Origin of the sequence: Rhodococcus sp. ACS1, from assembly GCF_002300155.1 — a bacterium.
In the GTDB taxonomy this organism is placed as follows: Bacteria; Actinomycetota; Actinomycetes; order Mycobacteriales; family Mycobacteriaceae; genus Rhodococcus_F; species Rhodococcus_F koreensis.
In genome coordinates this window covers 97,016-117,186 of record NZ_NSDZ01000014.1, presented here as the reverse complement: position 1 = coordinate 117,186, position 20,171 = coordinate 97,016, and the positions used below count along the sequence as shown (strand labels likewise).

27 protein-coding genes, 2 pseudogenes and 1 other annotated feature are annotated in these 20,171 nt (G+C 65.7%); of the genes and pseudogenes, 11 read left to right on the top strand and 18 right to left on the bottom strand.

Annotation, left to right across the window (positions count from 1 at the left end; all coding sequences use genetic code 11):
- Nucleotides 1-11: 11 nt before the first annotated feature.
- From CJ179_RS48235 to CJ179_RS48215, 5 genes are all read left to right on the top strand, one after another.
- Nucleotides 12-671, top strand: a complete 660-nt coding sequence (locus CJ179_RS48235; protein ID WP_095866220.1) for a hypothetical protein — start codon at nucleotides 12-14, stop codon at nucleotides 669-671.
- A 131-nt stretch (nucleotides 672-802) separates the two neighbouring features.
- Entirely contained in the window at nucleotides 803-1,039 is a 237-nt protein-coding gene (locus tag CJ179_RS48230) for a hypothetical protein (protein WP_095866219.1), read from the top strand.
- Between the two features lie 119 nt (nucleotides 1,040-1,158).
- Nucleotides 1,159-1,599 carry a hypothetical protein gene (locus CJ179_RS48225; protein ID WP_373560199.1) on the top strand — a complete coding sequence of 147 codons (441 nt, stop codon included), beginning with the start codon at nucleotides 1,159-1,161 and terminating at the stop codon, nucleotides 1,597-1,599.
- Nucleotides 1,596-2,447 (top strand): RAMP superfamily CRISPR-associated protein, encoded by an 852-nt coding sequence (locus tag CJ179_RS48220; protein WP_095866217.1) that lies wholly within the window; start codon nucleotides 1,596-1,598, stop codon nucleotides 2,445-2,447. Before CJ179_RS48225 ends, CJ179_RS48220 begins: the two co-directional genes overlap by 4 nt.
- Nucleotides 2,444-3,181 (top strand): hypothetical protein, encoded by a 738-nt coding sequence (locus tag CJ179_RS48215; RefSeq protein ID WP_095866216.1) that lies wholly within the window; start codon nucleotides 2,444-2,446, stop codon nucleotides 3,179-3,181. The genes CJ179_RS48220 and CJ179_RS48215 overlap by 4 nt, the downstream gene beginning before the upstream one ends.
- Here the strand turns inward: CJ179_RS48215 and CJ179_RS48210 are convergent.
- Both CJ179_RS48210 and CJ179_RS48205 read right to left on the bottom strand, forming a co-directional pair.
- Nucleotides 3,167-3,718 carry a hypothetical protein gene (locus CJ179_RS48210; RefSeq protein WP_095866215.1) on the bottom strand — a complete coding sequence of 184 codons (552 nt, stop codon included), beginning with the start codon at nucleotides 3,716-3,718 and terminating at the stop codon, nucleotides 3,167-3,169. The two genes, CJ179_RS48215 and CJ179_RS48210, sit on opposite strands and share 15 nt — an antisense overlap.
- 76 nt (nucleotides 3,719-3,794) lie before the next feature.
- Complete coding sequence (locus CJ179_RS48205) at nucleotides 3,795-4,958, bottom strand: hypothetical protein (RefSeq protein WP_095866214.1); 1,164 nt, start codon at nucleotides 4,956-4,958, stop codon at nucleotides 3,795-3,797.
- A gap of 374 nt (nucleotides 4,959-5,332) precedes the next feature.
- On the opposite strand from CJ179_RS48205, the gene CJ179_RS48200 reads away from it, so the two are divergent.
- The 4 genes from CJ179_RS48200 to CJ179_RS48185 are packed head-to-tail and all read left to right on the top strand — an operon-like array spanning nucleotide 5,333 to nucleotide 7,057.
- On the top strand, nucleotides 5,333-6,040 hold the full coding sequence (locus tag CJ179_RS48200; RefSeq protein WP_257016342.1) for a hypothetical protein: 708 nt from the start codon (nucleotides 5,333-5,335) through the stop codon (nucleotides 6,038-6,040).
- Entirely contained in the window at nucleotides 6,037-6,414 is a 378-nt protein-coding gene (locus CJ179_RS48195) for a DUF3846 domain-containing protein (RefSeq protein ID WP_095866212.1), read from the top strand. The genes CJ179_RS48200 and CJ179_RS48195 overlap by 4 nt, the downstream gene beginning before the upstream one ends.
- A gap of 20 nt (nucleotides 6,415-6,434) precedes the next feature.
- A complete protein-coding gene (locus tag CJ179_RS48190; RefSeq protein ID WP_095866211.1) occupies nucleotides 6,435-6,791 on the top strand; it encodes a hypothetical protein in 357 nt (118 codons plus the stop codon).
- The gene (locus CJ179_RS48185; protein ID WP_095866210.1) at nucleotides 6,788-7,057 is read left to right on the top strand and encodes a hypothetical protein; all 270 of its coding nucleotides are present in this window, start codon (nucleotides 6,788-6,790) and stop codon (nucleotides 7,055-7,057) included. Before CJ179_RS48190 ends, CJ179_RS48185 begins: the two co-directional genes overlap by 4 nt.
- Nucleotides 7,058-7,383: 326 nt before the next feature.
- Here the strand turns inward: CJ179_RS48185 and istB are convergent, their stop codons facing one another.
- Together istB and CJ179_RS48170 are read right to left on the bottom strand one after the other, a co-directional pair.
- On the bottom strand, nucleotides 7,384-8,121 hold the full coding sequence (gene istB, locus CJ179_RS48175) for an IS21-like element helper ATPase IstB (RefSeq protein ID WP_257016341.1): 738 nt from the start codon (nucleotides 8,119-8,121) through the stop codon (nucleotides 7,384-7,386).
- Nucleotides 8,122-8,131: 10 nt separating this feature from the next.
- Nucleotides 8,132-8,455 (bottom strand): hypothetical protein, encoded by a 324-nt coding sequence (locus tag CJ179_RS48170; protein WP_095866209.1) that lies wholly within the window; start codon nucleotides 8,453-8,455, stop codon nucleotides 8,132-8,134.
- A 25-nt stretch (nucleotides 8,456-8,480) separates the two neighbouring features.
- Between CJ179_RS48170 and CJ179_RS48165 the strand changes: the two genes are divergently transcribed.
- Nucleotides 8,481-9,754 (top strand): IS3 family transposase gene (locus tag CJ179_RS48165; protein ID WP_095866208.1). Its coding sequence is split into 2 segments (ribosomal slippage): nucleotides 8,481-8,757 and nucleotides 8,757-9,754, totalling 1,275 coding nucleotides; the frame shifts between segments, so codons are not numbered across the junction.
- Nucleotides 8,753-8,884: a sequence feature (AL1L pseudoknot), on the top strand. Its footprint overlaps the gene before it by 132 nt.
- An 11-nt stretch (nucleotides 9,755-9,765) precedes the next feature.
- On the opposite strand, the gene istA is transcribed toward CJ179_RS48165, so the two are convergent.
- The 9 genes and pseudogenes from istA to CJ179_RS51970 all read right to left on the bottom strand — a co-directional run bounded on the left by istA (nucleotide 9,766) and on the right by CJ179_RS51970 (nucleotide 15,962).
- A complete protein-coding gene (gene istA / locus CJ179_RS48160) occupies nucleotides 9,766-11,025 on the bottom strand; it encodes an IS21 family transposase (RefSeq protein ID WP_257016337.1) in 1,260 nt (419 codons plus the stop codon).
- A 152-nt stretch (nucleotides 11,026-11,177) separates the two neighbouring features.
- Nucleotides 11,178-11,507: pseudogene (locus tag CJ179_RS48155) on the bottom strand (phosphate uptake regulator PhoU); the annotation flags it as partial.
- A gap of 44 nt (nucleotides 11,508-11,551) precedes the next feature.
- Nucleotides 11,552-11,845: a DUF6308 family protein gene (locus CJ179_RS48150; RefSeq protein WP_257016373.1), complete on the bottom strand. Its 294-nt coding sequence runs from the start codon at nucleotides 11,843-11,845 to the stop codon at nucleotides 11,552-11,554.
- 93 nt (nucleotides 11,846-11,938) lie between these two features.
- Nucleotides 11,939-12,160: a hypothetical protein gene (locus tag CJ179_RS48145; RefSeq protein ID WP_257016335.1), complete on the bottom strand. Its 222-nt coding sequence runs from the start codon at nucleotides 12,158-12,160 to the stop codon at nucleotides 11,939-11,941.
- A 30-nt stretch (nucleotides 12,161-12,190) separates the two neighbouring features.
- Complete coding sequence (locus CJ179_RS48140) at nucleotides 12,191-13,198, bottom strand: hypothetical protein (RefSeq protein ID WP_095866206.1); 1,008 nt, start codon at nucleotides 13,196-13,198, stop codon at nucleotides 12,191-12,193.
- Nucleotides 13,198-13,722 carry a hypothetical protein gene (locus CJ179_RS48135; protein WP_143549074.1) on the bottom strand — a complete coding sequence of 175 codons (525 nt, stop codon included), beginning with the start codon at nucleotides 13,720-13,722 and terminating at the stop codon, nucleotides 13,198-13,200. Before CJ179_RS48135 ends, CJ179_RS48140 begins: the two co-directional genes overlap by 1 nt.
- Nucleotides 13,723-14,076: 354 nt before the next feature.
- The gene (locus CJ179_RS48130) at nucleotides 14,077-14,295 is read right to left on the bottom strand and encodes a hypothetical protein (RefSeq protein WP_143549073.1); all 219 of its coding nucleotides are present in this window, start codon (nucleotides 14,293-14,295) and stop codon (nucleotides 14,077-14,079) included.
- Nucleotides 14,296-14,366: 71 nt separating this feature from the next.
- Nucleotides 14,367-15,488, bottom strand: coding sequence for a zeta toxin family protein (locus tag CJ179_RS48125; protein ID WP_095866203.1), 1,122 nt, complete (start codon nucleotides 15,486-15,488; stop codon nucleotides 14,367-14,369).
- A gap of 3 nt (nucleotides 15,489-15,491) precedes the next feature.
- Nucleotides 15,492-15,962 carry an XRE family transcriptional regulator gene (locus tag CJ179_RS51970; protein ID WP_095866202.1) on the bottom strand — a complete coding sequence of 157 codons (471 nt, stop codon included), beginning with the start codon at nucleotides 15,960-15,962 and terminating at the stop codon, nucleotides 15,492-15,494.
- Nucleotides 15,963-16,031: 69 nt separating this feature from the next.
- Between CJ179_RS51970 and CJ179_RS48115 the strand changes: the two genes are divergently transcribed.
- Nucleotides 16,032-16,253 (top strand): hypothetical protein, encoded by a 222-nt coding sequence (locus CJ179_RS48115; RefSeq protein WP_257016333.1) that lies wholly within the window; start codon nucleotides 16,032-16,034, stop codon nucleotides 16,251-16,253.
- A 161-nt stretch (nucleotides 16,254-16,414) separates the two neighbouring features.
- On the opposite strand, the gene CJ179_RS48110 is transcribed toward CJ179_RS48115, so the two are convergent.
- The 5 genes and pseudogenes from CJ179_RS48110 to CJ179_RS48095 form a co-directional block, all read right to left on the bottom strand.
- Nucleotides 16,415-16,978, bottom strand: coding sequence for a zinc-binding dehydrogenase (locus CJ179_RS48110; protein WP_257016371.1), 564 nt, complete (start codon nucleotides 16,976-16,978; stop codon nucleotides 16,415-16,417).
- 18 nt (nucleotides 16,979-16,996) lie between these two features.
- Nucleotides 16,997-17,236: pseudogene (locus tag CJ179_RS53590) on the bottom strand (hypothetical protein); the annotation flags it as partial.
- 234 nt (nucleotides 17,237-17,470) lie between these two features.
- A complete protein-coding gene (locus CJ179_RS48105; RefSeq protein WP_095866200.1) occupies nucleotides 17,471-18,124 on the bottom strand; it encodes an enoyl-CoA hydratase-related protein in 654 nt (217 codons plus the stop codon).
- 46 nt (nucleotides 18,125-18,170) lie between these two features.
- Nucleotides 18,171-18,932, bottom strand: a complete 762-nt coding sequence (locus tag CJ179_RS48100; RefSeq protein WP_095866199.1) for an SDR family NAD(P)-dependent oxidoreductase — start codon at nucleotides 18,930-18,932, stop codon at nucleotides 18,171-18,173.
- A 44-nt stretch (nucleotides 18,933-18,976) separates the two neighbouring features.
- Nucleotides 18,977-20,158 (bottom strand): acetyl-CoA C-acetyltransferase, encoded by a 1,182-nt coding sequence (locus CJ179_RS48095; RefSeq protein ID WP_095866198.1) that lies wholly within the window; start codon nucleotides 20,156-20,158, stop codon nucleotides 18,977-18,979.
- Nucleotides 20,159-20,171: the final 13 nt, after the last annotated feature.

The following is a 20,171-nucleotide window of genomic DNA, read 5'->3' as shown; positions in this document are numbered from 1 at the left end:
CGGTGCCGCCCATGACCATCGCCGCCCCCATCGATGTGGTGTGGGCTGCGTACACCGCCGCCGTCGGGATCCCTGACGTGGCCGGCTCACCTGATACCCGCGTGGCTGGGTGCGCGCGCTGCGGCCTGACCACCGCGGTGATGAGTCCGGTCGGGCAGGTCGTATCACGGAGGTTCACCGGGTACGAGTCGTGGACGAACCTGGCCGGCCGCCGCCTGTGCGAAGCGTGCGTGTGGGTGTATCGGCACCGGCCGCTGCGTATCGAGGCCCACATCGTCACCCAGAAGCCCCCGACCCTGCGATCGGCGGACCCCTCGCTGCTACACCAGGTGCTCTCCACCACGATTGACGCTGGCACGGCGGTGATCGTGCCGCTGCGGCCAGGGCGCAAGCACCTGCTCCCGGACGCACGTTGGGGCATGGTCACGGTCGATGACGCCCACTTGAAGTGGCGGGCCGACGACGCCGCCCGTCTTGAGGTGATGAGCAGGCTCCGCGGCCACGGGTTCACCGAGACCATGCTCGGCGACGATGCCCCGCCCTATGCGGTGCTGCGCCGCCTCCCCGCCGACCGGTGGCCGCAGGTTTTCGACGACTGGCCCCGACTGACCCCATGGCGCCGTGCGGACCCGTGGTGGGAGGTCGGGCTGCGCGCCACCCGACAGGCATAGATCACCACCTGGACGGCTTGTTTCGGCAGCTCAGAGGATTAAACGCCGCTGTGGGGATCGGGGGTGGAGAACCCGTCCGCTGAGGTATGGGCGATGCAACCCGGCATCACCCAGTCTCAGAGGAGTTCCCCATGCTCGAACTCGTCCTGTCCACCGCCCTCGGCGCCGCTGCGTTCGGCTTCTACGTTCAGGAACACCGGTGCGGCCGCGCACTCGCCCGCTATCACGCGCTCCCCGTCGGCTCAGCAGCGTGGCTCAGTATCAACGAGCATGAGCTTCGGGGGGCGTACTGGGGCCAGTACTTGGTGTTCCTGATCGGTGTCGGGGTGCACACGATCCTCCTGGCCGCCTTCATCTGGATGCAGTAGGGGCACCCCCGCAGACCTCGCACAGGTCACGCTGTCGCGGTGGCCGGGACCCCAGAGCCCCGGCCACCGGCGCCCGGTGGACTCGAGAAAACACCTCGAGTTCTCTAGGATCTGCGGTGATGAATATGTCGGGGGAGAACGAACTTTCAGTGACCGACCGCTGGCTGGCCGCGGTTCCACAACTTCCGGCGCTGACCGACCCCGCTGCGGTGACGGCGGAACGGTTGGTGTTGTTGCTGCACTACGGAATCGACTGGTCGGACCGCAACTGGGTGGCCGCCCGCCGCGGCGATTACTGGGACAACCTGCTGCCCACCCGGATCCGGTTGGCCACCTACAACAGCATCAACCTGCACCAGTGGTGGACCGCCTCGGCCGCCCGGCTCGGATCAGCCCCGCGCAGCGACGAGCAACGCGGCGAGCTGGCGATCCTGCTCACGAGCGAGGCGCGGCCGGTGCTGCAGGTGATGCGCGATCAGACCTCGGCGCTGACGCTGCGGACGCGGATCGTGGCCGACGCGGTCCGTGCCGCCCGCATCGAGCACGGGTTGGCGTCGTGACCGTGTCTCGGGTGTGGGAGATCGAGATGACCGCCCGGTCGCCGATCTCGCACCGCGGGGAGCTGATCGGCACCACCGCGATCGGCCGAAGGATGAAGATCATCCAGCCCGACGGGTCGGTCGAGCTGGTCCCGGTGATCTCCGGCAACTCCTTCCGCGGCGTGCTGCGCCGGATCGGCGAGGAGCTGCTGCGCGACGTCCTGGGCTACGAGGGAAAGTTGCCGCTGGCGGTCGCGCACACTCTCCGCAACGGCGGCGCGATCGTGAAAACCCAGGCGGAACCGGTCACCGGCCGCCGCCTGCACCAACTCCGGGAGCTGATCCCGCAGCTGAGCGTGTTCGGCGGCGCTGTCGGCGCCGCGCCGATCGACGGCTGCCTGCGCGTCGGGCATGTGGTGCCGATCGTCACCGAAGCCGCCCCGATCCTGCGCCGCGAGTATCAGGGTCCGATCCCGTCCCGGTTCGACATCGAAGCCCTCGAGTCCTACTCGCACCTCGACGACGTGACCGCCGGCCATGCCGGCACCACCGTCGACCCCGATGCCGGGACGGGTCGGTCGGGATCGCCGGTGATGCGGTACGACATTGAAACCCTCGCCCCCGGGACGCGGTTCGAGTCGTGGGTACAACTGGTCCGCGGCTCCGATCTCGACCACGCGTTCGTCGCCGATGTCCTGGACGAGTTCACCCGCATCGGATGGCTTGGTGGGCGCACGGGGATCGGGCACGGCCAGATCGCCACCACACTCACCGCCCGCACCGGAGGTGACCCGGTGGTCGATTGGCGGGAGATCGTCGCCGCACGACGTGATGAGGCCCTGGAAACCCTGCTCTCACTCCCGGCATGACCCTTCAGATCGCTGCGGGAATGATGCCGATGGTCATCCGTGCCCGGATGGCCGCAGGTGTCGCGCACGCGGTGCCGTGGGGGATCAGCCTCGACGGCCTCCTCGCCTCGGAGATCCGCGAGAACACCAAGGCCGCCGCACGCGCGGCCGGCGCCGACTACCCGCCCTACAGCCCCGACACCGTGCCGGAGGACCTGGGCCTGCCGTTGGCCCGCTGCACCGGCGACGGCGCCGACGGGTGGCATTGGGCGGCGACATTCGCCTACCCGGAGGACGAGGTGCCCGGTCCGCACGTGCAGTACTGGTCCGCCCGCCCGGATCAGCAGGCCCTGGACCAGATGTCGGCGGAATTGCCGGCGTTGGTGTCCGAACGCCAGGGCCGCTACCGCTCGCGGGTGATGCCGCTGCCGCTGACCGTGTGCCGGCACCTGGTGTGGAGAGCGGTCGGCGACCCTGCCGCGGTCGCCGAGCTGCTCGCGCCCATCGTCTCGATCGGAAAGAAGCGCGGGGCCGGCCACGGCCACGTCCTGTCCTGGGAGATCACCGAAGAGTTGGCCGCCGACCGCTGGGAGTTCGCGCACCTGCACCCCGACGGCAGCCTGGGCCGCACCGCCCCACCGGCCTGCCTGCACGACGTCGGCGACGTGCGGACCGGCGGCGAGGGTGAGATGGGGTTGCGGCCGCCGTACATGCACCCGGCCCGCAGATCGCGAGTTCTGCTACCCGCGATCTGATCCGGGCGACGTGCTGGGCGAAGAATCCTCGTCTGCCACCACCCCGCTTGCCAGTTGGTGGAACACCTTGGCGAGAACTGTGAAGAGCGCGATGGCGTTGAGGATCACGTTGGCCTGACCGTCGCCGTCGAGGACCGCGATTTTCGCTTGGACCGCCTCGGTATCCCCGCCCTGCAAAGCTGCATCGAACATCTCCGACGCCACAGCCAGATACTCGGGCTCAGGGTCGAAGTCCAGACTCAAATACTCTGCCGGCAGGCTGCTGACGCTCATCTGCGCCCTGCTCGCAGCCATTGCCGGGTATTTCTCGTCCAGCCCTGACACGCCGGTTTTCGCGATCAGCTCGGTCAGATAGGGGCCCAAACCGAGGCCGAGGATCTCGGACCACTCCTCATCGGTCCCCATGTCCATCAGCGCGAAGTCCTGGAATGGACTATCTAGGCGGCGTCCCAGTTCATCGTTCACGATCTTCGAGATGAACTTGGTTGCTCGGGCCACGGTGAAATCGTCCACGTCCTGCTCGGTGTTGTCCGTCATTGCGTCTCCTGGTGCGGGTGGTTGTCTACGGGGATGTACGGAAGCTGATGAGCGCCGCTGGTGGGGTAATGGGCGTTTACGTACGTTGTGCTGCGGATTCGGCTTTCATTTCCTTGCATAGCTGCACCATCGCCAGCGCAGCCCAGAACACCCAATCGAGGAACGCGTGGTTGTAGTCGCGTAGCTGGTCGTCCTTGTTGTGGCGGATTGCGTAGCGATTCGCAATCAGGAACAAGCTCTCGTTGTCTTTCTCCGCAGCAGTGCCCTTGAGAACGGTGTAGCGGTCGGGTTCGAGCACTGCCATCAATTCTCGGATCGCCGAGATCTTGTCCTCGCGTGTGGACTGGCGCGACCTGTACAGCGCGATCGCATGGCCGACCTGGTCCGTCAGGCGATTCGTCGGCTGTTCGGCGACACGAACGAGCAACTCGGCACGCGAATCATCGGTGATTGTGACCAGACGGCCGACGTCTTCACCATCGCTGGCCAGGCGGAAGCGCAAGTTCGCGGCGGCCAAGAGGTCGTTCACACGGATTCGATAGAGCATCTGACCTGTGCGGATGGAGTGGTCGGAATAGTGGAAGTGGTCTTCGTAGTCGTGGTACCAGCGGTCCCGTGGCCGCGCCGCGAGATCGTGGAGTAGTTCGACGAGGTCACAAAGCTCTTCGTCGCTCCAACCATCGGTTTCGCTGTGCCTCAACGGTGGGGGCTGCTCTCCGTAAAGGTCAGTGAGCTTCTCATCCAGACTCACAATCAGATCGCTTCGGACGTCGTCGCAGCCATCCGGGTAAACCTCGCCGAAGTATCCGATTGCTTGCCACCGCGTGATGAACTCGCTGAAGCGGACCTTCGCGGAAGCCCAATCGGGCTCTCCGGGGGGCCTCGGATCCGTCGCCGGGGCGGTCCCGTTTCGGCGAGAGAAGTACGGTCGCCTAGCTCGCGGATGTACCAATTCGTCGGCACGGCGAACCAGCTCGGACACGATCGGGATGTCGGGGGTGGTCTTGGTCGACCACGGGTCGTCCCAGGGGTCTGGTTGCGGTCTGCGAGCGAACGTCGACTTCGGCGAGGCCGAATAGTCCATCATCGGCGCCTTTCCCACGAACGCTTCTTCGAGAAGCAGCTCGTAGTTGGCGCGGAACGATGTACGTTCCCGTTCAGCTTTCATCATGGCGTTTGCCTCAGCGACGAAAACCTCGCGTGGCCATGCCAGTGCGTACTCAGGGTCGGTCAGGTCCATAGCACTCCATTCGCAGTGTTCCGGCTAAGTCTTACCGACCTGGCCTCCTCGACCGTTGGGGACCCAGGTGGTCGATCTCGGCTGCCGGATTCGGGCTCGCCGAAATCCCACGGAGCTCGCATTCGAACACCTACCCATCCCGTGCCCCGGCACGGGATGGGTAGGTGGCGTTTTAGGGCTCTAGAGGCTTGATTCTGGAGTGTTTTTATGAGCGGTGTACGGCTCGAATTCGTTTGTTGTGCAGTGTGTTTCGGGTTGTTTGTGTCGGTGGGGTGGGCTATGTTTTCGGTGTCCCAATTGATGCGGGGCGGAGGGGGTTGACCACCTTTCCGCTCCGGTGAGCCCGGGGTGTTGTCCGGGGGTTTGGAGTTGTGATGTCTGTGGACGTTGCAGTTGTCGAGAACGTGACGAGCGGGGCGGGTGTAGCCGCCCCTGCCGGTGGGGTGTTCCCGGCGGATGGGGTGTTCGTGGAGGTGCGGGAGGGTGAGGCGTGGACGGCTGGCTGGCTGGTCGCGGACCGCACCGACGTGGCGGCGTTGTCGGTGAACGGTGTTGCCGAGGACAAGCGTCTGGTGTCGGTGGCGTTGGTGCCGCTCTCGCCGGATGCGCCGGTGTGGCAGGGCCGGGTGCGCCCGGATCAGGTGGTGGTGGCCTCGTTGCAGCGCCCGGTGCCGGTGTGGTGGGAGCGGATCGCCACGTCGTTGGCGGAGGCGATGCGCGATCGCCGGGAGGTGGCGTGGCTGCGTGAGCACCTGCAGGCCAACCAGAAGGCGCACGCGGACTGGGTGGAACACGTCGCACGCGATGCGGGGAACTGGGCCGATGAGAACAACCTGTGCGGCGAGTTCGATCGGTTCATGGAGGAGCACGGTCTGCCGCCGCGCAGCCGGGAGTTCACGGTGGAGTGCGAGGTAGCCATCACCGCGAAGGTGACGGTGACGGTGTCGGCCCGGTCCGGCGAGATCGCCGAAGACGAGGTGGACCGGGAGATGGTGGCGCGGGCGTTGGGCCGCCGGATCGGTGGGTTCCGCCGCCACGGCCTCGAGCTGGACGGCTTCTCGGTGCTGGGGGTGCAGGCATGAGCGCCACCAGCACGTTGACCGCGCAGGCGGTGCGGATCGGTGTGGACGGCCGTCCCGAGGTGATCGACCTCGGGGCGGGGGTGAGCACCGGGGCGGCGATCCGGTCTGCGATCGGGTGTCGTTGGTTCGACGTGGTGCGGCTGGGCCGGGATCTGGATATGTGGGTCGATGACGAGGGCGCGATCCAGGCCGATGCCCAGGTGAATCTGATGGCGACGGTGATTGCGCGCGCCCACGGGGCGATCTGGCAGCCGTTCTGCGGGGCTGTGGTGTTCGCGGCCCATGACGGCACTGGAGCGACGGTGGGTCTGTCTGACGCCCAGAAGGATGCCCTGCTGACCGGTGCGGTGTTCGCGCCCACCGTGAACCACTGACGTTGGAAGGAAACCTCACGATGACAACGACGACGAACACGAATATTCCCACCCCTGCCGAGGTCTACATGTGTCAGGGCGAGCGCGCCCTCAATCGCGGCACCCACTACATCGAGGAATCGATCTGGGTCTACTTGATGCGCGACTGGGACGGCATCGATCGGTGGGTGCTCGATCCGGTGACGGTGGACGGCTGTGGGCTGGACTCGGGCCTCGAGGACGGTGCCCGCAACAGTGAGTGCATGTGCGAGGACAAGGACGAGTGCAACGCGATTCGGGATCGGATGGACCGGGCCGCCCTGCCGTCGGCGGATGATCTGTTGCACTTGTTGGCGGAGTCGCTCGGTTACACGGTGACGAGGGCGGCGCAGGCGTGACGGTGGAGGCAGTGATCGTCCGCGATCCGGATGGGCCGACCAGCGTGTGGGTGTTCGTGGACGGTGAGCCTGTCGAGGCAGTCGAGAGCTGCATCGATGCCGGTTCGGGCTGGGACTGGGACGACTGGACCGAGCACCGGGACGAGATGCTCGCCGGTGCCTCTCCGGCGGCGCGTGAGTTGCTGCTCACTCTGCTCGAGGGTCCGCCCGGCGGGGTCTATGTGGAGGGCCGTGACGATCGGCCCTGGCTGGACCCGGCAGCCTAGTTCGCCTCTCTCCGTGCACGGCCCGCACCCGATTTCCGGGGTCGGGCCGTGTGCCGTGCGGGGCCGTAATGGTGCTGTGACCTGGTGTGATGACATGTCCCCGGTTTGTGATGCGGGGGCGCCGGCGACGTGTCGGGGTAGTGCCGGCGCCGGGGTGTCGGCGGGGGCGCCGGTGTCCGTTTCGCCCCGTTTTGAGCCGTTTTTGAAAGCTGTTGATTTACAACATATTTGGGTAATCAATTGGTGAATAAGTTTTTACGTATGTTATGCACAAACGTAAGGTTGTAAGGTTCGTAATCTGTTGTCGATCAATAGATTTGGGCGTTTCAAAGATTTTCGATTGTTTTGGGCGTGTGTGGGGTGGGGTGGTATGCTGTGGGTATGACATGGAGCGGCGCGGGCAGGCGAGGATCGGGAAAGACGGTGCCCCACTCCGAGAACGGCAGATTCGACGCGATCCCGATACTTGCACGCTCCTCCCGTTCAGTGATGATCTGAAACAGCATTTCCGCTCCGCGGGGGTCGATTTGGACGTAGCCGAGTTCGTCGAGCAGCAGCAGATCCAGGCGCCCGTAGCGGGCGACGACATGGGAGAGGATCCGTTCGTCTGCGGCCTCGACGAGTTCGTTGACCAGCTGAGCGCAGGTGATGTAGCGGACTCGGCGGCCCTGCTCGCAGGCGGCCAGGCCGAGCCCGATCAGCAGGTGTGATTTGCCGGTGCCGGAGTCACCGAGCAGCACGACCGGCTCCCCGGCGTCCAGGTATCCGCCGGCCGCGAGATGCCCGAGTGTGCCCGCGGAGATCCCCGGAACGGCATCGACATCGAAGTCGGCGAGCCGTTTGATCCGCGGAAACTTCGCGTCGTTGAGCCGGCGCGCCCGGCGGCGTTCGGTGCGGTCGTCGACCTCGGCGGAGAGCACTTCGGCGAGAAACGCCAGATGTGATTGTTGTTCGCGGGCAGCGATTTCGGCGATCCGGACCGCTTCGGTCCGGATGGTCGGCAGATGCAGTTCGCGGGTGGCCGCGCCGATCGCGGCCTGGGCTGCGGTGTCGGAAGAAACCATTTTTGGGCACTCAGCTTCCGGTGAGCAGGGCGTCGTAGGCGGTCAACGACGGAACGGGCCGGTCGTAACGGGTGAGCACGCCGATCGGGACCGCGGTCGAGGAATCGGTGCGGGCCAGCCGGCGGGCGTCGATGAGAACGAGTTGGGGATCGATGCACCGGGACTCGATGGCCCGGTCGAGGGCCTGGTGCAGTATTTCGGGGGCCAGGCTGCGGTGCGCGAGCAGCACATCGATCAGGGCGCGGGTGCCGGCGCGGTCACCGAGCAGCTTGCGGGCGATGTCCCAGTACCCCTGGTGGCTGGCGGTGTGAATCGTCCCGAGTTTGATGCACACCTTCTTTCTTGGGAAGGTGATCCTTATGCCGAATGTCTATCCAGCCGAGGTGCGGGAGAAGGCCGTGCGCCTGGTCCTCGAACACCGTGACGAGTACGCCTCGGAGTACGAGGCGATCCGTACGATCGCCGAGCGGATGTCACTGAAGACGGAAACGGTGCGGGTGTGGGTCCGTAAGGCCGAAGCGGCCGGCGGCGGCACCCCGGCTACGTCGGCATCGGAGGCTGAGGCCGAACTGCGGGCTTTACGGAGGAAGAACGCCGAGCTGGAGAAGACCATCGAAATATTGAAGGCTGCAACGTCTTTCTTCGCGCGGGAGTGCGACCCGCCACGCAAGTGATCTGCCGGTTCATCGCCGAACACCGCGATCAGTTCGGGGTCGTACCGATCTGCCGGGTGCTCACCGAGCACGGGTGCACGATCGCCCCGAGAACCTTCTACGCCTGGCGCAGCCGGCCGTTGTCGAAACGGGCATTGTGGGACGCCACCATCACCGCGGTGCTGGCCTCGTACTACGTCGAGCGTGACGAGCACGGTCGACGCAGGCCGGAGTCGCTGTACGGCTCTTTGAAGATGTGGGCCCACCTGCGCCGTCAGGGCATCGAGGTGGCCCGCTGCACCGTCGAACGGCTCATGCGCGTCAACGGGTGGCGCGGTGCCAGCAGGGCGAAGAGAGTCCGCACCACCATGCCGGAGCCGTCGGCGCCGCGGCCGCCGGATCTGGTCGACCGGAACTTCCGGGTCGATCGGCCCGACGCGCTCTATGTCGCGGACTTCACGTACGTCCGGATGGTGTCCGGCTTCGCGTACACGGCGTTCGTCATCGATGCGTTCGCCGGCACGATCGTCGGTTGGGAGGTGTCGACGTCGAAGGAGACCGCGTTCGTGCAGCGGGCGGTGAACCAGGCCTGCACCTTGCGGGCGATGCAAGGTAACCCATTGCGCGGAAGCACTATTCACCACAGCGACGCGGGGTCGCAATATACGGCTCTGCGCTTCGGGGAGACCCTGTTCCTGCAGGGACTGCTGCCGTCGATCGGGTCGGTGGCCGACGCCTTCGACAACGCCCTCGCCGAGACGACGGTCGGGCTCTACAAGGCCGAGTGCATCGCCGCCGACTCCCCGTTCCGCATCGGGCCGCTGCGCACCGTCAGCGACGTCGAGGAGGCCACCTCGGCGTGGGTGCACTGGTACAACACCGACCGACTGATGCACCGGCTTGGGCGGATCCCGCCCACCGAGTACGAGGCCAAATACTACGCTGCACACCGTGCCGATCAACCGGTCGCACACAAATAACACTGTGTGCATCAGACTCGGGATGGTTCAGTGAACGCCCCGGCCGCCTTGGCCTGCGTCAACGCGGTCGCCCCGGGCAGGGCACCGGGTTTGCGGATCAGCACCTCGAGGTAGTGATCGAGGGTGAGGACCTCGGTGAACCGGCCGAAGGCACGGTCGTGGCCGGCGACCACCCGGGACCCGTCGAGCACCTCGACCCGGCCAGCGCTCAGCCGCAGCGGCAACCGGCGGCCCGCGTAGTGGGCGGGCACGGAGTAGAAGTTCTGCCGCACCGACACCCGGGCATGGGTGTCGACCCGCGCATACAACAGTCGAGCGCAGTCGAACGGCTCGGCAAGCAGCCGAAGCAGCAGGGGTTGCTCGTCGGCGAACGCGGCCGCCACCGTGACCGGTCGGCCCCCGATGACCCGGGTGCCATCGATCAGGTCCGCGGCGGCGACCTTCTCGTTGAGCTCGGTCAGTGAGGCCACCTTCGGCACCGGCACCATGTGCCGGCGCCGGAATCTACCGATCTCGCCCTCGACGCCGCCCTTCTCGTGGGCGCCACCCTGGCCGGGGATGCAAAAGAACGAGTCGTAGCCGTAGTGGCTGCGTAGGGCGACGAATCGGTCCGACTCGACCCGGTCTCGGCCCCGAAGAACCCGCACCACAGCGGGTTTGAGGTTATCGTAGCGGATGCGGTGCGGCACACCACCGAACCAGTCGAAGGCCCGCACGTGTCCCTCGAAGAACGCCTCCTGCGCCTGGGTGCCGAACACCACGTGGCAGGCTCGTCCGGCGTGCGAGAGTCGCATCACGAACATCCAGCACTTGGTCATCTCCCCGCCGATGACCGCGTAGACCTCCCCGAAGTCGACCTCCGCCTCGGCGGCCGGCAGATGGGTCTGCGGCACCATTATCTCGATCTCGACCAGCCCCAACTCGCTGCGGCGGCGGCGCACATACCAGGTGACCGTCGCTTCCGACATCGTCGCCCCGTGCTCGGCGACCAACCGCTGCCACACCCGCCGCGCGGTATGCCGCTGCTTGCGCGGTGCCTGCTGGTCGGCGACCAGCCAGGAATCGATCAGCTCGGCCCAGTCGTCGATCGCCGGTCGCACCCGGCGGCGATACGGTTTGCGCGGCGGCGGCACCGCCGAGGCCAACGCCTGCCGCACCGTGCGCCGATGCACCCCGTGCCGCTGGGCCAACTCCCGAATCGACAATTCCGAATCCCGCCGATCACGGCGGATCTGCTCGAACAACTCCATCCGCGTACCCGATCTCTTCACCGGTCCTCCTCGCTGAAACACGTCCAACGAGGAGATCCGAACCCGGGTGGGGCCAAGATTCGTGCCGACACGCCGCACCACCCGATCGCGGACCACCGGCATCCTCAGCCGGGGCCAGAATTCGTTCCGATCAGTGGCCTGACTGGGGCCAACTCAGGTGACCACACCCAGACGCTTTCGGCCATATGCTGCACCAGCCCGCCCATCCGGCTCAGATCCGTCACCAGGTGCACACCGGTGACCACCTGACGGAGATCACGCGCCACCGGGCCCTGCAACGCCAGCAGCGCCATCGCCAGGTCCTCGCACGGACCGCGCAGTTCCTCGATCTGCTCGTTGAGGTCGAACACCCGCTCGGCAAGGGGCAGGTCAGCCAGCACCAGGGCCTCGGTCGCCACCTGGACCGCATCCCCGGCCAGGCGGCACATCGACGCCAGACGGTCTGTCAGCTCGTCGAGCTGCTCGTGAAACTTCATCCGCATGCGCATCTTCCTCGTGCACCTCTCGAAGATCCCACCGGGACGTGTCATCTTTCCTGGTCAGAACGCTCTCCCAGGCCGCGGTTCTTGCCGTCCATCCACGCGATCACATCGAACACGCGGAGCGCTGAGATCTCTTCGGGGAGGCCGGCCTCCTCCCGGATCGACAGCAACCGGTGATGCAATGCCCGGTCGTCGGCGCGGAGGGCCTCCCGGACAGGGTTCAGATGTGCTCGCTCGGTGCCCAGGACCTGACTGACCACCGAGTCCCAGATCGGGTACAGCCGGGGACGTTTGCGGGCGATCAGCTTGGTTGCCTTCGTCTGGCCGATCCCCGGCAGCGCCCATAGGGCCGTTTCCAGGTCCCAGGCGGGCCATCCCGGGGTCAGCGGGGCCGGTTCGTCGAACCAGGTCCCGATCCGGGCCTATCGCCGTCAGAAGGGGCGTTCACCTCCGCCTCGGTGTACAGGATCGCCCGCGCCGCCGTCGGGGCGACCTGCACGGACAGGAACACCCTCCGCGACCAGGTCGTCCGCGGTCAACCGGTCCGCCTCCCCGGCCAGATTACCGGTGCTGGACCAGGAATCGAAGTGCGCGCCGACATAGGCATCCTCGCCCGGCAGCTCGAGGGTGATGAAGAAAGCGCGGAGCGTCATTGATCAGCGGTGATCGAGGTCTACGCCCCATCACCACATGTGAGGCTTGCTCCTATCACTCCCGGGGGTGTCGCCGCCGTCCATTGGCTCGAGTCGGACGAGTGTCCGCTTCACCTTCGGTGCCTCTTGATCGTCGTCCGGGTTGGTCGTTTCGGCAATGATCGCCCGTACCCGCTGATCCAACAGCTGCATCGACGCCGGGACGAGGTCTCGCGGAACAGTACCGCTAATACGTTGCTTAAGGTCTGTCTCAAGGTCGAACCAACTTCGCACGCTGCTCGCCGTTTGCCAGAGGCCGGTGTATTCGACCTCTACTTTCGTGAGAGACCTTTCCTTGATGAAAGTCTTTAGTGCAGCCGCGTGTGCGGGCGCGAACGAGAACCAATCGTTGGGGTCAGTCCGCGAGCTGAAGTCGATGGTGAAATCAGCCTCGACACAGCGATTTGCCAGCCGCGCAACCTTTCGCCACCCATCCGACCCGATGATGTCCGAGTATGCCGAGAGCTGGGACCGGTCGGACATCGAGGTCGACGCGCGCAGGACCTCAAGGACACGATGGAGTGCAACAGCCCCCTTTGATTCGAGGTCTGTAAGTTCTGGCATCATGCCCTGCCCTGTCGACTCATTGGGCAACTCAGCATCTTCGTCGATTCCCGGTATCGGACAGACCAAGTCAACCTGCACAGAACCGGCTAGAACCGGACGCATCAGAAGACCCAAGCGCTTACGTACTGCGTCATTGATCTCACGATATGGCTGGTCGAGCATCTTGTTCGACACTGCGATGACAGCGTCGTTGAACTCATAGGCTGTACGCAGAACCTGATAGGCGGGGGCCGTGTGGCCAGAGACCGCGCCGTCGTGGAACCTCGCGAGTACACCGGTGCGGTACGGCATCCATGCCTCGTGGACGAGAGCTCGCAAACTACGAGCGGACTCCAGGTTGGACTTCTGCATCCAGTCATCGGACGCGAGTGTTGCCCGCCCGAGAGCCACGAGCCCTTGCTGAATCTCGAAGAGTTCGTGGTCTGCGGCCATCAGAACACCACCTCCACGTAACCCTTGGACATCTCTTCACCGGTTGAGCGGCAGCGCTGCCACCAATCATCCCAGTATCCGCGCATCGAGCGGTAGGTATTCGCTGCAGGCGTACCGTCCGGTGCCTTCACGATCCCGTAACCATCGACGTTGATGGTGCGGCCAACGAGCGGATGAACCAGAGTCTTCCACTTGTCGGCAGGGTTCACCCAGTCGTCGTATCCCGCGGTTGGCGCGGAGGCGACACCATCGATCAGTGCGGTTATGTCAATGTCGCCAGGATTGAGTTTCGATGATGTGAAACTGCCGTCGATCCAGTACGACAGCACCTTGAGGCCGTGCCCGAGCTGCATATCGCGGTACGTCACGAAGTCCTCGAATATCTCCTTACGGCGAGCGCTGTCGGCTAGGCCGAGAACGAACCGACGGTTGAACGCATCCGGCGTGCAAGTCCAGCGTCCGGGCGGAAGGACTTCGTGCCCATCTGCACCCGGAACGAATGCGGGTAGTTCGGTTAATGCCACAGTCGACCCCGATCGACCCCTTCGTGAAGGCTGACCATCTCGTTATCCCCTTGTCGGTGCCGCGTGGTCGGCATACGTACTCAATGGAATTAAAGCCATCCGAGTATCCTCGGCGACCACGAAATCATTACATGCGACGTTGTCGGCCAGCCTGACCCAGGTTGCGCGGGTCGCACGGCCGCGTGCGTGGGACTTGAGGACGCGCCTCGGACCACCGATGATGCCCCGCAATGTCATCCACGTGAATGACACTTCACGGTTGATGTCGCAGTCCTCGCCAGAATGGGATCGTAGCTCTCCCGCCCTACTTCAGGTGTGATGTCGTTTTCGCGCTGCATCGACTTACCGGCAGTGTCAACAGCCTCGTGGATTTCCCCTCCACGCCACGGTGCAACGACCTATGCCTGACCTGTGCCTTTGGAGCCGGGCGCTGCCCGCACCGACGAATTTCAGGTGGTGGACCTCGTCGAGGACCTTGACTACCTCGTAGAAGGCGCCCGGGGCGGTCAGCACGTCGTTGGATTCGGCGATGGTGAGTGCGGCCGAGTCGAGGGATCGCGGGTCCATCGGCATCAGGTCGAGCCTTGTCCACTGCCTCACGGCGCCGCTACAAGTTCTGGTACCCCATATGGGCCATAGGTCCCCTAGAGGTCGAGGTCTCGGGAGGTTTCCTGGCCAGGATCGGGAGCAGCGGAGCTGCTGTTTTCGGTAGGTGGCCGGCCGACTCGTCCCGGCGGGCGGTCTGCCAGCGTTTCGTGGGCATCCGGTATGTCGGCGCTGACGCTCGTTGGCCGAGAGGATGTTTCGGGCAACGGGACCGGGGTGAGTTCGCCGCCCTCGACGAGCCGTTCATGGCGTTCGACGTGTTCGGCGGCGGCATCGGCCGACGTGGTGCGATACAGGTCGTACCGGGTGACGGCGGTGTGATCCTCGCTGACCTCGCGTGCGTTGACCTCGGTCACCGACTTGCCGTGCAGCGGCGTGTTGTCCGGGGCCCGGAACTCGGTGAACAGTCTGTCGAGGGCGGTCACGGGCACCCACCGCCCACCGAGACGGCGCTCGGGGTCCGCTGGGGCGTCGAGGGCCTGGAGGAACCCGCGCCGCCACCGAGCCACGATCCGCTCGGCTGCCACGTCTTTCGGGGCTTCGACGTCGACCACCTGGATTCGGTACCCGGCCTCGGCCAGGCCGGCGACGAGGCGTTCGGCGTGCGGCTTCCACGCCAGGGTGCCGTCGACGATGAGATTCTCTCCCCGGTCGACGGCCTCACGCTCGGCGGCTGTGAACAGGAACCTGGTGGACTCGTGATGCACGAGCGCGGATAACTCGAGTGGGTAGAACCTGCTCGTTTGCCCCGGGGCGACCCGCAGGTCCGGCGGCAGCAACGCCTGCAGGGTGCCGTCTTCCTCTGCTGCTTCGAGCAGGTAGCGCTTGAATACGTCGGCATCGAGTTCGCGCCATTGCCGCTGGTCGTGGCCGTGGAACAACCGTTCGTGGGTGGAGGACTTGCCGGCCCCCGGTGGCCCCGCGAGCAGGATCGCGGACAGCTCGGTCACCACATGTGGGTTCGCGGCCCGCCACTGTTCGAGGATCCGCTCGTGCAGCTGCGTTCGGCGGGCGGTCGGGGTGGGTACCCCGTCGATCGTGCGGAACCACCTCCGGTTGTTCACCGACGCGTACGCGGCGTCCGGGTGCAGCGGGCCGTCCGCGGTGGACAGTGAGGCGAGGAACGCGCGGCGGTGCTCGATCTCGTCGGGTGTCAGCACAGGTCAGTCGTCCGCCAGGGCGTCGAGCACGGCGTCGTAGTCCTCGTCGGTCAGCAGACCGTCGCGCAGTGCGCGCCCGACCTGGTTGTTGAAACCGCCCTCGACAACCGGTGCGCCGTCGTTGGCCCAGGGGATCGGGTTGGGTTCGGCGGGCCGCTCGTAGCGCCAGGTGGTCAGCTCACGCAGAGCGATGTCCCGGTCGAGCTCGCCGGCGGCGTAGCGGGCCGCGATCTCATAAGGGGTGCCGCCGTGTGTGCCGGGGCGCACGTCTGGTGCGTTGACTCGCGCCCGACGGAGCATCTCGCTGATCGTCGGCTGGCTGACCCCGACGAGCGTCGCCAACTTCATCTGCGTGTAGCCGCGCTCGTGGAGCTGACGGAGCCGCCGTAGGTAGGCGATGTGGGCGGCCACCTCGCGGGCCCTCTCGCGACCCAGGTCGGCAACCAGTTCGTCGGCGTTCATCGTGACTGTCATCGCTCCACCTCCTATAAGAAATCCTATACTGGCAGGTGGAGTACGTAAACACCGTATCCCTCGAACTGGGTGGCAAACCCGTCGATCGTCTTCCCCGACGTCGACATCAACGACGACTTCATCGACCAGCTACTGCTCTCGACCGCGTACACCGGCAGGGCCAGAGCTGCACCGCAGGCTCTCCCGCCTGTTCCTGCACCGGACATCTACGACGACGTCCTCGACCGGCTCGTCACCACCCTGACCGGACTCGAAGTCCGCGGTGGCGTCCAACTCGCGTCCTGCAAATGACACCGAAGGGCGCCATCGGAGGTTGCCTCTCCGGGTTCCATCAGCTCGCGGAGCGGTGATGGACAGCCCGGTGATCGAGGAAACAGGTCCCTGGTCCTCAGCGACGGAGATCGAATCGATGAGCGCCGCAAGTTGGCCGTCACCAGCCTCCGATGACATCGTCATCCGACCTTGACGACGACCTTGCCCTGGGCGCGGACCTGTTCGACGTACGTCAATGCGTCTTTGGTCGATTCGAGGGGAAAGATCTGATCGATGACCGGGCGTATGGTGCCGGCATCGATGAGGGACGCGAGCTGGCGGAGTTGGTCTCCACTCGATTTCATGAACAGGAACGAATAGGTCACCTTGCGTCGTTTCGCTGCCCTTCTGATTCGGAAGCTCAGCAGGCGCATCGCCTGTTGCACGATCCAGTTCAATCCGGCTTCTTTCGCGAAACTGGGATCGGGCGGACCGGAAATGGAGGTGATCTTCCCACCGGGTTTGAGAACGCTGAGTGATTTGTTGCCACTTGAGCCGCCGAGGCCGCCCGGATCACCACTCAGCCGTGGTAGCGCGGTGTCGCAATTGAATAGCCGCAGCCCTGGGAGTGCGCGACCAGTCCGCCCGCAACCTCGAAGACCTCGTGATCTGCGCGGCGACTCCCCGAGGTGAGGTGGGGTTGACGCCGTCGCCTCCTCGGTCGGTTCGGGTGTTGTTTGGGTGCCGCGGGACCGGGCCAGCACGTCGAGGCCGAGGTAGCGGCGGGGTTCCCGGAAGAATTGTGCAGTGTTGTCCTCATCGAGGGGAGCGGTGAGGACTTTGACTGCCACGGAACGGTCCAATGAGGGCTGCGTGCAGCGGTAGACGACTCCGAACCCACCCTGTCCGATCGGCTGGGCGTCCTCGAATCCGGCTGATTCGAGCTCGCTCGTGACCGCCGTGGCCAGGTCCCATTGAGTTGCGAACGGGTCGGTGTCAGGCCATGGTGCGGACAGCTTCACCGGTGGTGTCGGGGTGCTCGAGGCGTCTCCCGGGACCTCTGGGTGGGACGAACATGCGCTCACTCCTGATGTTGCCCTCAGAATATCGTGCCGGTGACTCGAGCTCAGCATCGCCGGAGTGGTGTGTGAGCCGTCTGTGGACCACAGTGGCAATTGATCTTGCTCGCGCATTTCCGGCAAGGTCAAGCCGTGCGGTGGCCTGAGCCTTGTTGCGTACGAACGGAAGCTGTGCCGCTATTGGTGGAGGGCGGCGACCACCGAGGCGAACATGGTGGACTTGATCGCGCCGAGGGTGCCCGGATCTTTCCCAGAAAGCGGCCTGACCAGATCGATTGCGGTTTCGACGAGGTGTTCTTCATCCGCGGTGTCATAGACATAGCCGACGGTGTGTGCTTCGGCTCCGCCGTACCTGTGGCCGGTGGTCATCGCGGTGATCGCGGCGGCCGGGGTCGACTTGGCTTGGATCAGCGCGGCCATTCCGGGGGTGAAGGGGACGTGAACGTCCACTTCTGGGAAACAGAAGTATCCACGATCGGCGCGCATCACCCGGTAGTCGTGAGCGATCGCGAGCATTGCACCGGCTCCGAAGGCATGTCCGTTGATGGCGGCGATCGTGGGCATGGGGAAGGTCAGTATTCGACTGAACAACTCCTGCGCACGCTTAAAATACCCTTCCACCTGGTCGGCATTGCCGGTCATCCAGTCCAGATCGAGGCCGTAGGAGTAGAACTTCCCGGTTGCGGTGGTCACCAGTGCCTGTGCACGTGTCCGCTCGACATCGTCGAGTAGTTCCTCGACCGTGTCGAGCCAGGCCTGGGAGAAGCGATTTTCACCGTCACCGAGGTTGAGGACGGCGAGCTTGTCCTGATAGTTCACGGAGGCAGGCATAGAGGGCGTCCCTTTCGTGCGACGAGGTGTTCGGCTGGGATATGGGCTAGCGGGGGCCCATGCGGATGGCGCCGTCGAGGCGGATGGTTTCGCCGTTGAGCATGGCGTTGTCGATGATGTGCGCGGCGAGGGCGGCGTATTCGGTGGCCTTGCCGAGCCGGGAGGGGTGCGGCACCTGCTGTCCGAGGGACTTCTGCGCCTCCTCGGGAAGCCCGGCCACCATCGGCGTTTCGAAGATTCCGGGTGCGATGGTGACGACGCGGATGAGGTGGCGGGCCAGTTCGCGGGCGATCGGCAGTGTCATCGCGGCGACACCGCCCTTCGACGCGGCGTAGGCGGGTTGACCTATCTGGCCGTCGAATGCGGCGACGGAGGCGGTGTCGATGATGACGCCGCGTTCCCCGTCGACGGGTTCGGTCTGGGCGATCTTCTCGGCGGCGAGGCGGAGGACGTTGAACGTGCCGACGAGGTTGATGCGGACGACGCGTTCGAAGTCCGCGAGGGGAATGGCGCCGGCCTTGCCGAGAACCTTGCCGGGCGTAGCAATACCCGCGCAGTTGACCACCACGCGGAGGTCGCCGAGCGACGCGGCGAAGTCGATCGCCGAGGCCACGTCCTCTGCGGAGGTGACGTCGGCGGCCGTGAAGTAGGCGCCCTTCCCGATCTCCTTGGCGGCCACTTCCCCGTCGGACGACGGGAGGTCGAGCAGCACGACCTGTGCGCCGCGCTTGTGCAGGGCCCGGGCGGTGGCGTTGCCGAGTCCGGATGCTCCGCCGGTGACGACAGCGACGGCTCCTTGGATCTTCACAGGTTCTCCTCGAATATGGTTACGGCAGTGTGGTGAGCGAAATGTCAGGGGACGCGCAGGATTAGGGCGTCGCCCTGTCCGCCGCCGCCGCAGAGGGCGACGGCGCCGGTGCCGCCGCCGCGGCGCTGCAGTTCGAGCGCGAGGTGCAGGGTGATGCGGGCGCCGGACATGCCGATGGGGTGACCGAGGGCGATCGCACCGCCGTTGACGTTGACCCGGTCTGGGTCGACGCCGAGTTCGCGGGTGGAGGCGATCCCCACGGCGGCGAACGCCTCGTTGATCTCGATCAGATCCAGCTCGTTCGGCGAGATACCGGCCGCATCACAGGCTTTCGTGATGGCACCGGACGGCTGGAACTGCAGACCCGAATCCGGTCCGGCGACCATGCCGTGTTCGCCGATCTCGGCCAGCCAGGTCAGCCCCTCGGCCTCGGCGCGTTCCTTGCTCATCACCACCACGGCGGCGGCGCCGTCGTTGATCGTCGACGCGTTCCCCGCGGTGACGGTGCCGCCGTCCCGGAACGCGCCACGCAACCGCGCCAGGGTTTCGGCGGTGGTGTCGGGGCGGATGCCTTCGTCGCGGCGCAGCCAGGTGCTCTCACCCCTGCGGGCGGGGATCTCCACGGGGACGACCTCGTCGTCGAAGACGCCGTTGTCCCAGGCCTTGGCTGCCAGCTGGTGCGAGCGGGCTGCGAACGCGTCCTGGTCCTCGCGGGCGATGACGTCCTTGTCGTTGCCCGCCTCGGTGAGCAGTCCCATCGGCTGATCGGTGAACGCGTCGTGCAATCCGTCGAGGGCCATGTGGTCGACGAGGGTGACATCGCCGTACTTGAACCCGTTGCGGGAGTTCGGCAGCAGATGCGGTACCTGGCTCATCGACTCCATGCCGCCGGCGACGATCACGTCGAACGCGCCGGACCGGATGAACTGGTCGGCGAGGATGATCGACTCGACCCCCGACAGGCACACCTTGTTGATGTTCAGCGACGGAACACTCATCGGGATCCCGGCCTTCGCGGCAGCCTGCCGGGCCGGCATCTGCCCGGCGCCGGCGGTGAGGACCTGTCCCATGATCGCGTACTGCACACGGTCGGGAGCGATACCGGCCTTGCCGAGCGCCGCCGCGATGGCGAGGGCGCCGAGGTCGGCGCCGGAGAACCCGGCAAGTGCGCCCTGCAGTCGGCCGATCGGGGTACGGGCACCGGCGACGATCACTGAAGTGGGCATGTGAGGAAGAGCC

Coding starts and splice junctions, on each gene's coding strand:
- CJ179_RS48235 (WP_095866220.1), top strand. CDS start 12: ATGACCATCGCCGCCCCCATCGATGTGGTGTGGGCTGCGTACACCGCC.
- CJ179_RS48230 (WP_095866219.1), top strand. CDS start 803: ATGCTCGAACTCGTCCTGTCCACCGCCCTCGGCGCCGCTGCGTTCGGC.
- CJ179_RS48225 (WP_373560199.1), top strand. CDS start 1,159: ATGAATATGTCGGGGGAGAACGAACTTTCAGTGACCGACCGCTGGCTG.
- CJ179_RS48215 (WP_095866216.1), top strand. CDS start 2,444: ATGACCCTTCAGATCGCTGCGGGAATGATGCCGATGGTCATCCGTGCC.
- CJ179_RS48210 (WP_095866215.1), bottom strand. CDS start 3,718: ATGACGGACAACACCGAGCAGGACGTGGACGATTTCACCGTGGCCCGA.
- CJ179_RS48205 (WP_095866214.1), bottom strand. CDS start 4,958: ATGGACCTGACCGACCCTGAGTACGCACTGGCATGGCCACGCGAGGTT.
- CJ179_RS48200 (WP_257016342.1), top strand. CDS start 5,333: ATGTCTGTGGACGTTGCAGTTGTCGAGAACGTGACGAGCGGGGCGGGT.
- CJ179_RS48195 (WP_095866212.1), top strand. CDS start 6,037: ATGAGCGCCACCAGCACGTTGACCGCGCAGGCGGTGCGGATCGGTGTG.
- CJ179_RS48190 (WP_095866211.1), top strand. CDS start 6,435: ATGACAACGACGACGAACACGAATATTCCCACCCCTGCCGAGGTCTAC.
- istB (WP_257016341.1), bottom strand. CDS start 8,121: ATGGTTTCTTCCGACACCGCAGCCCAGGCCGCGATCGGCGCGGCCACC.
- CJ179_RS48145 (WP_257016335.1), bottom strand. CDS start 12,160: ATGACGCTCCGCGCTTTCTTCATCACCCTCGAGCTGCCGGGCGAGGAT.
- CJ179_RS48140 (WP_095866206.1), bottom strand. CDS start 13,198: ATGGCCGCAGACCACGAACTCTTCGAGATTCAGCAAGGGCTCGTGGCT.
- CJ179_RS48130 (WP_143549073.1), bottom strand. CDS start 14,295: ATGCCGATGGACCCGCGATCCCTCGACTCGGCCGCACTCACCATCGCC.
- CJ179_RS51970 (WP_095866202.1), bottom strand. CDS start 15,962: ATGACAGTCACGATGAACGCCGACGAACTGGTTGCCGACCTGGGTCGC.
- CJ179_RS48105 (WP_095866200.1), bottom strand. CDS start 18,124: ATGCCTGCCTCCGTGAACTATCAGGACAAGCTCGCCGTCCTCAACCTC.
- CJ179_RS48095 (WP_095866198.1), bottom strand. CDS start 20,158: ATGCCCACTTCAGTGATCGTCGCCGGTGCCCGTACCCCGATCGGCCGA.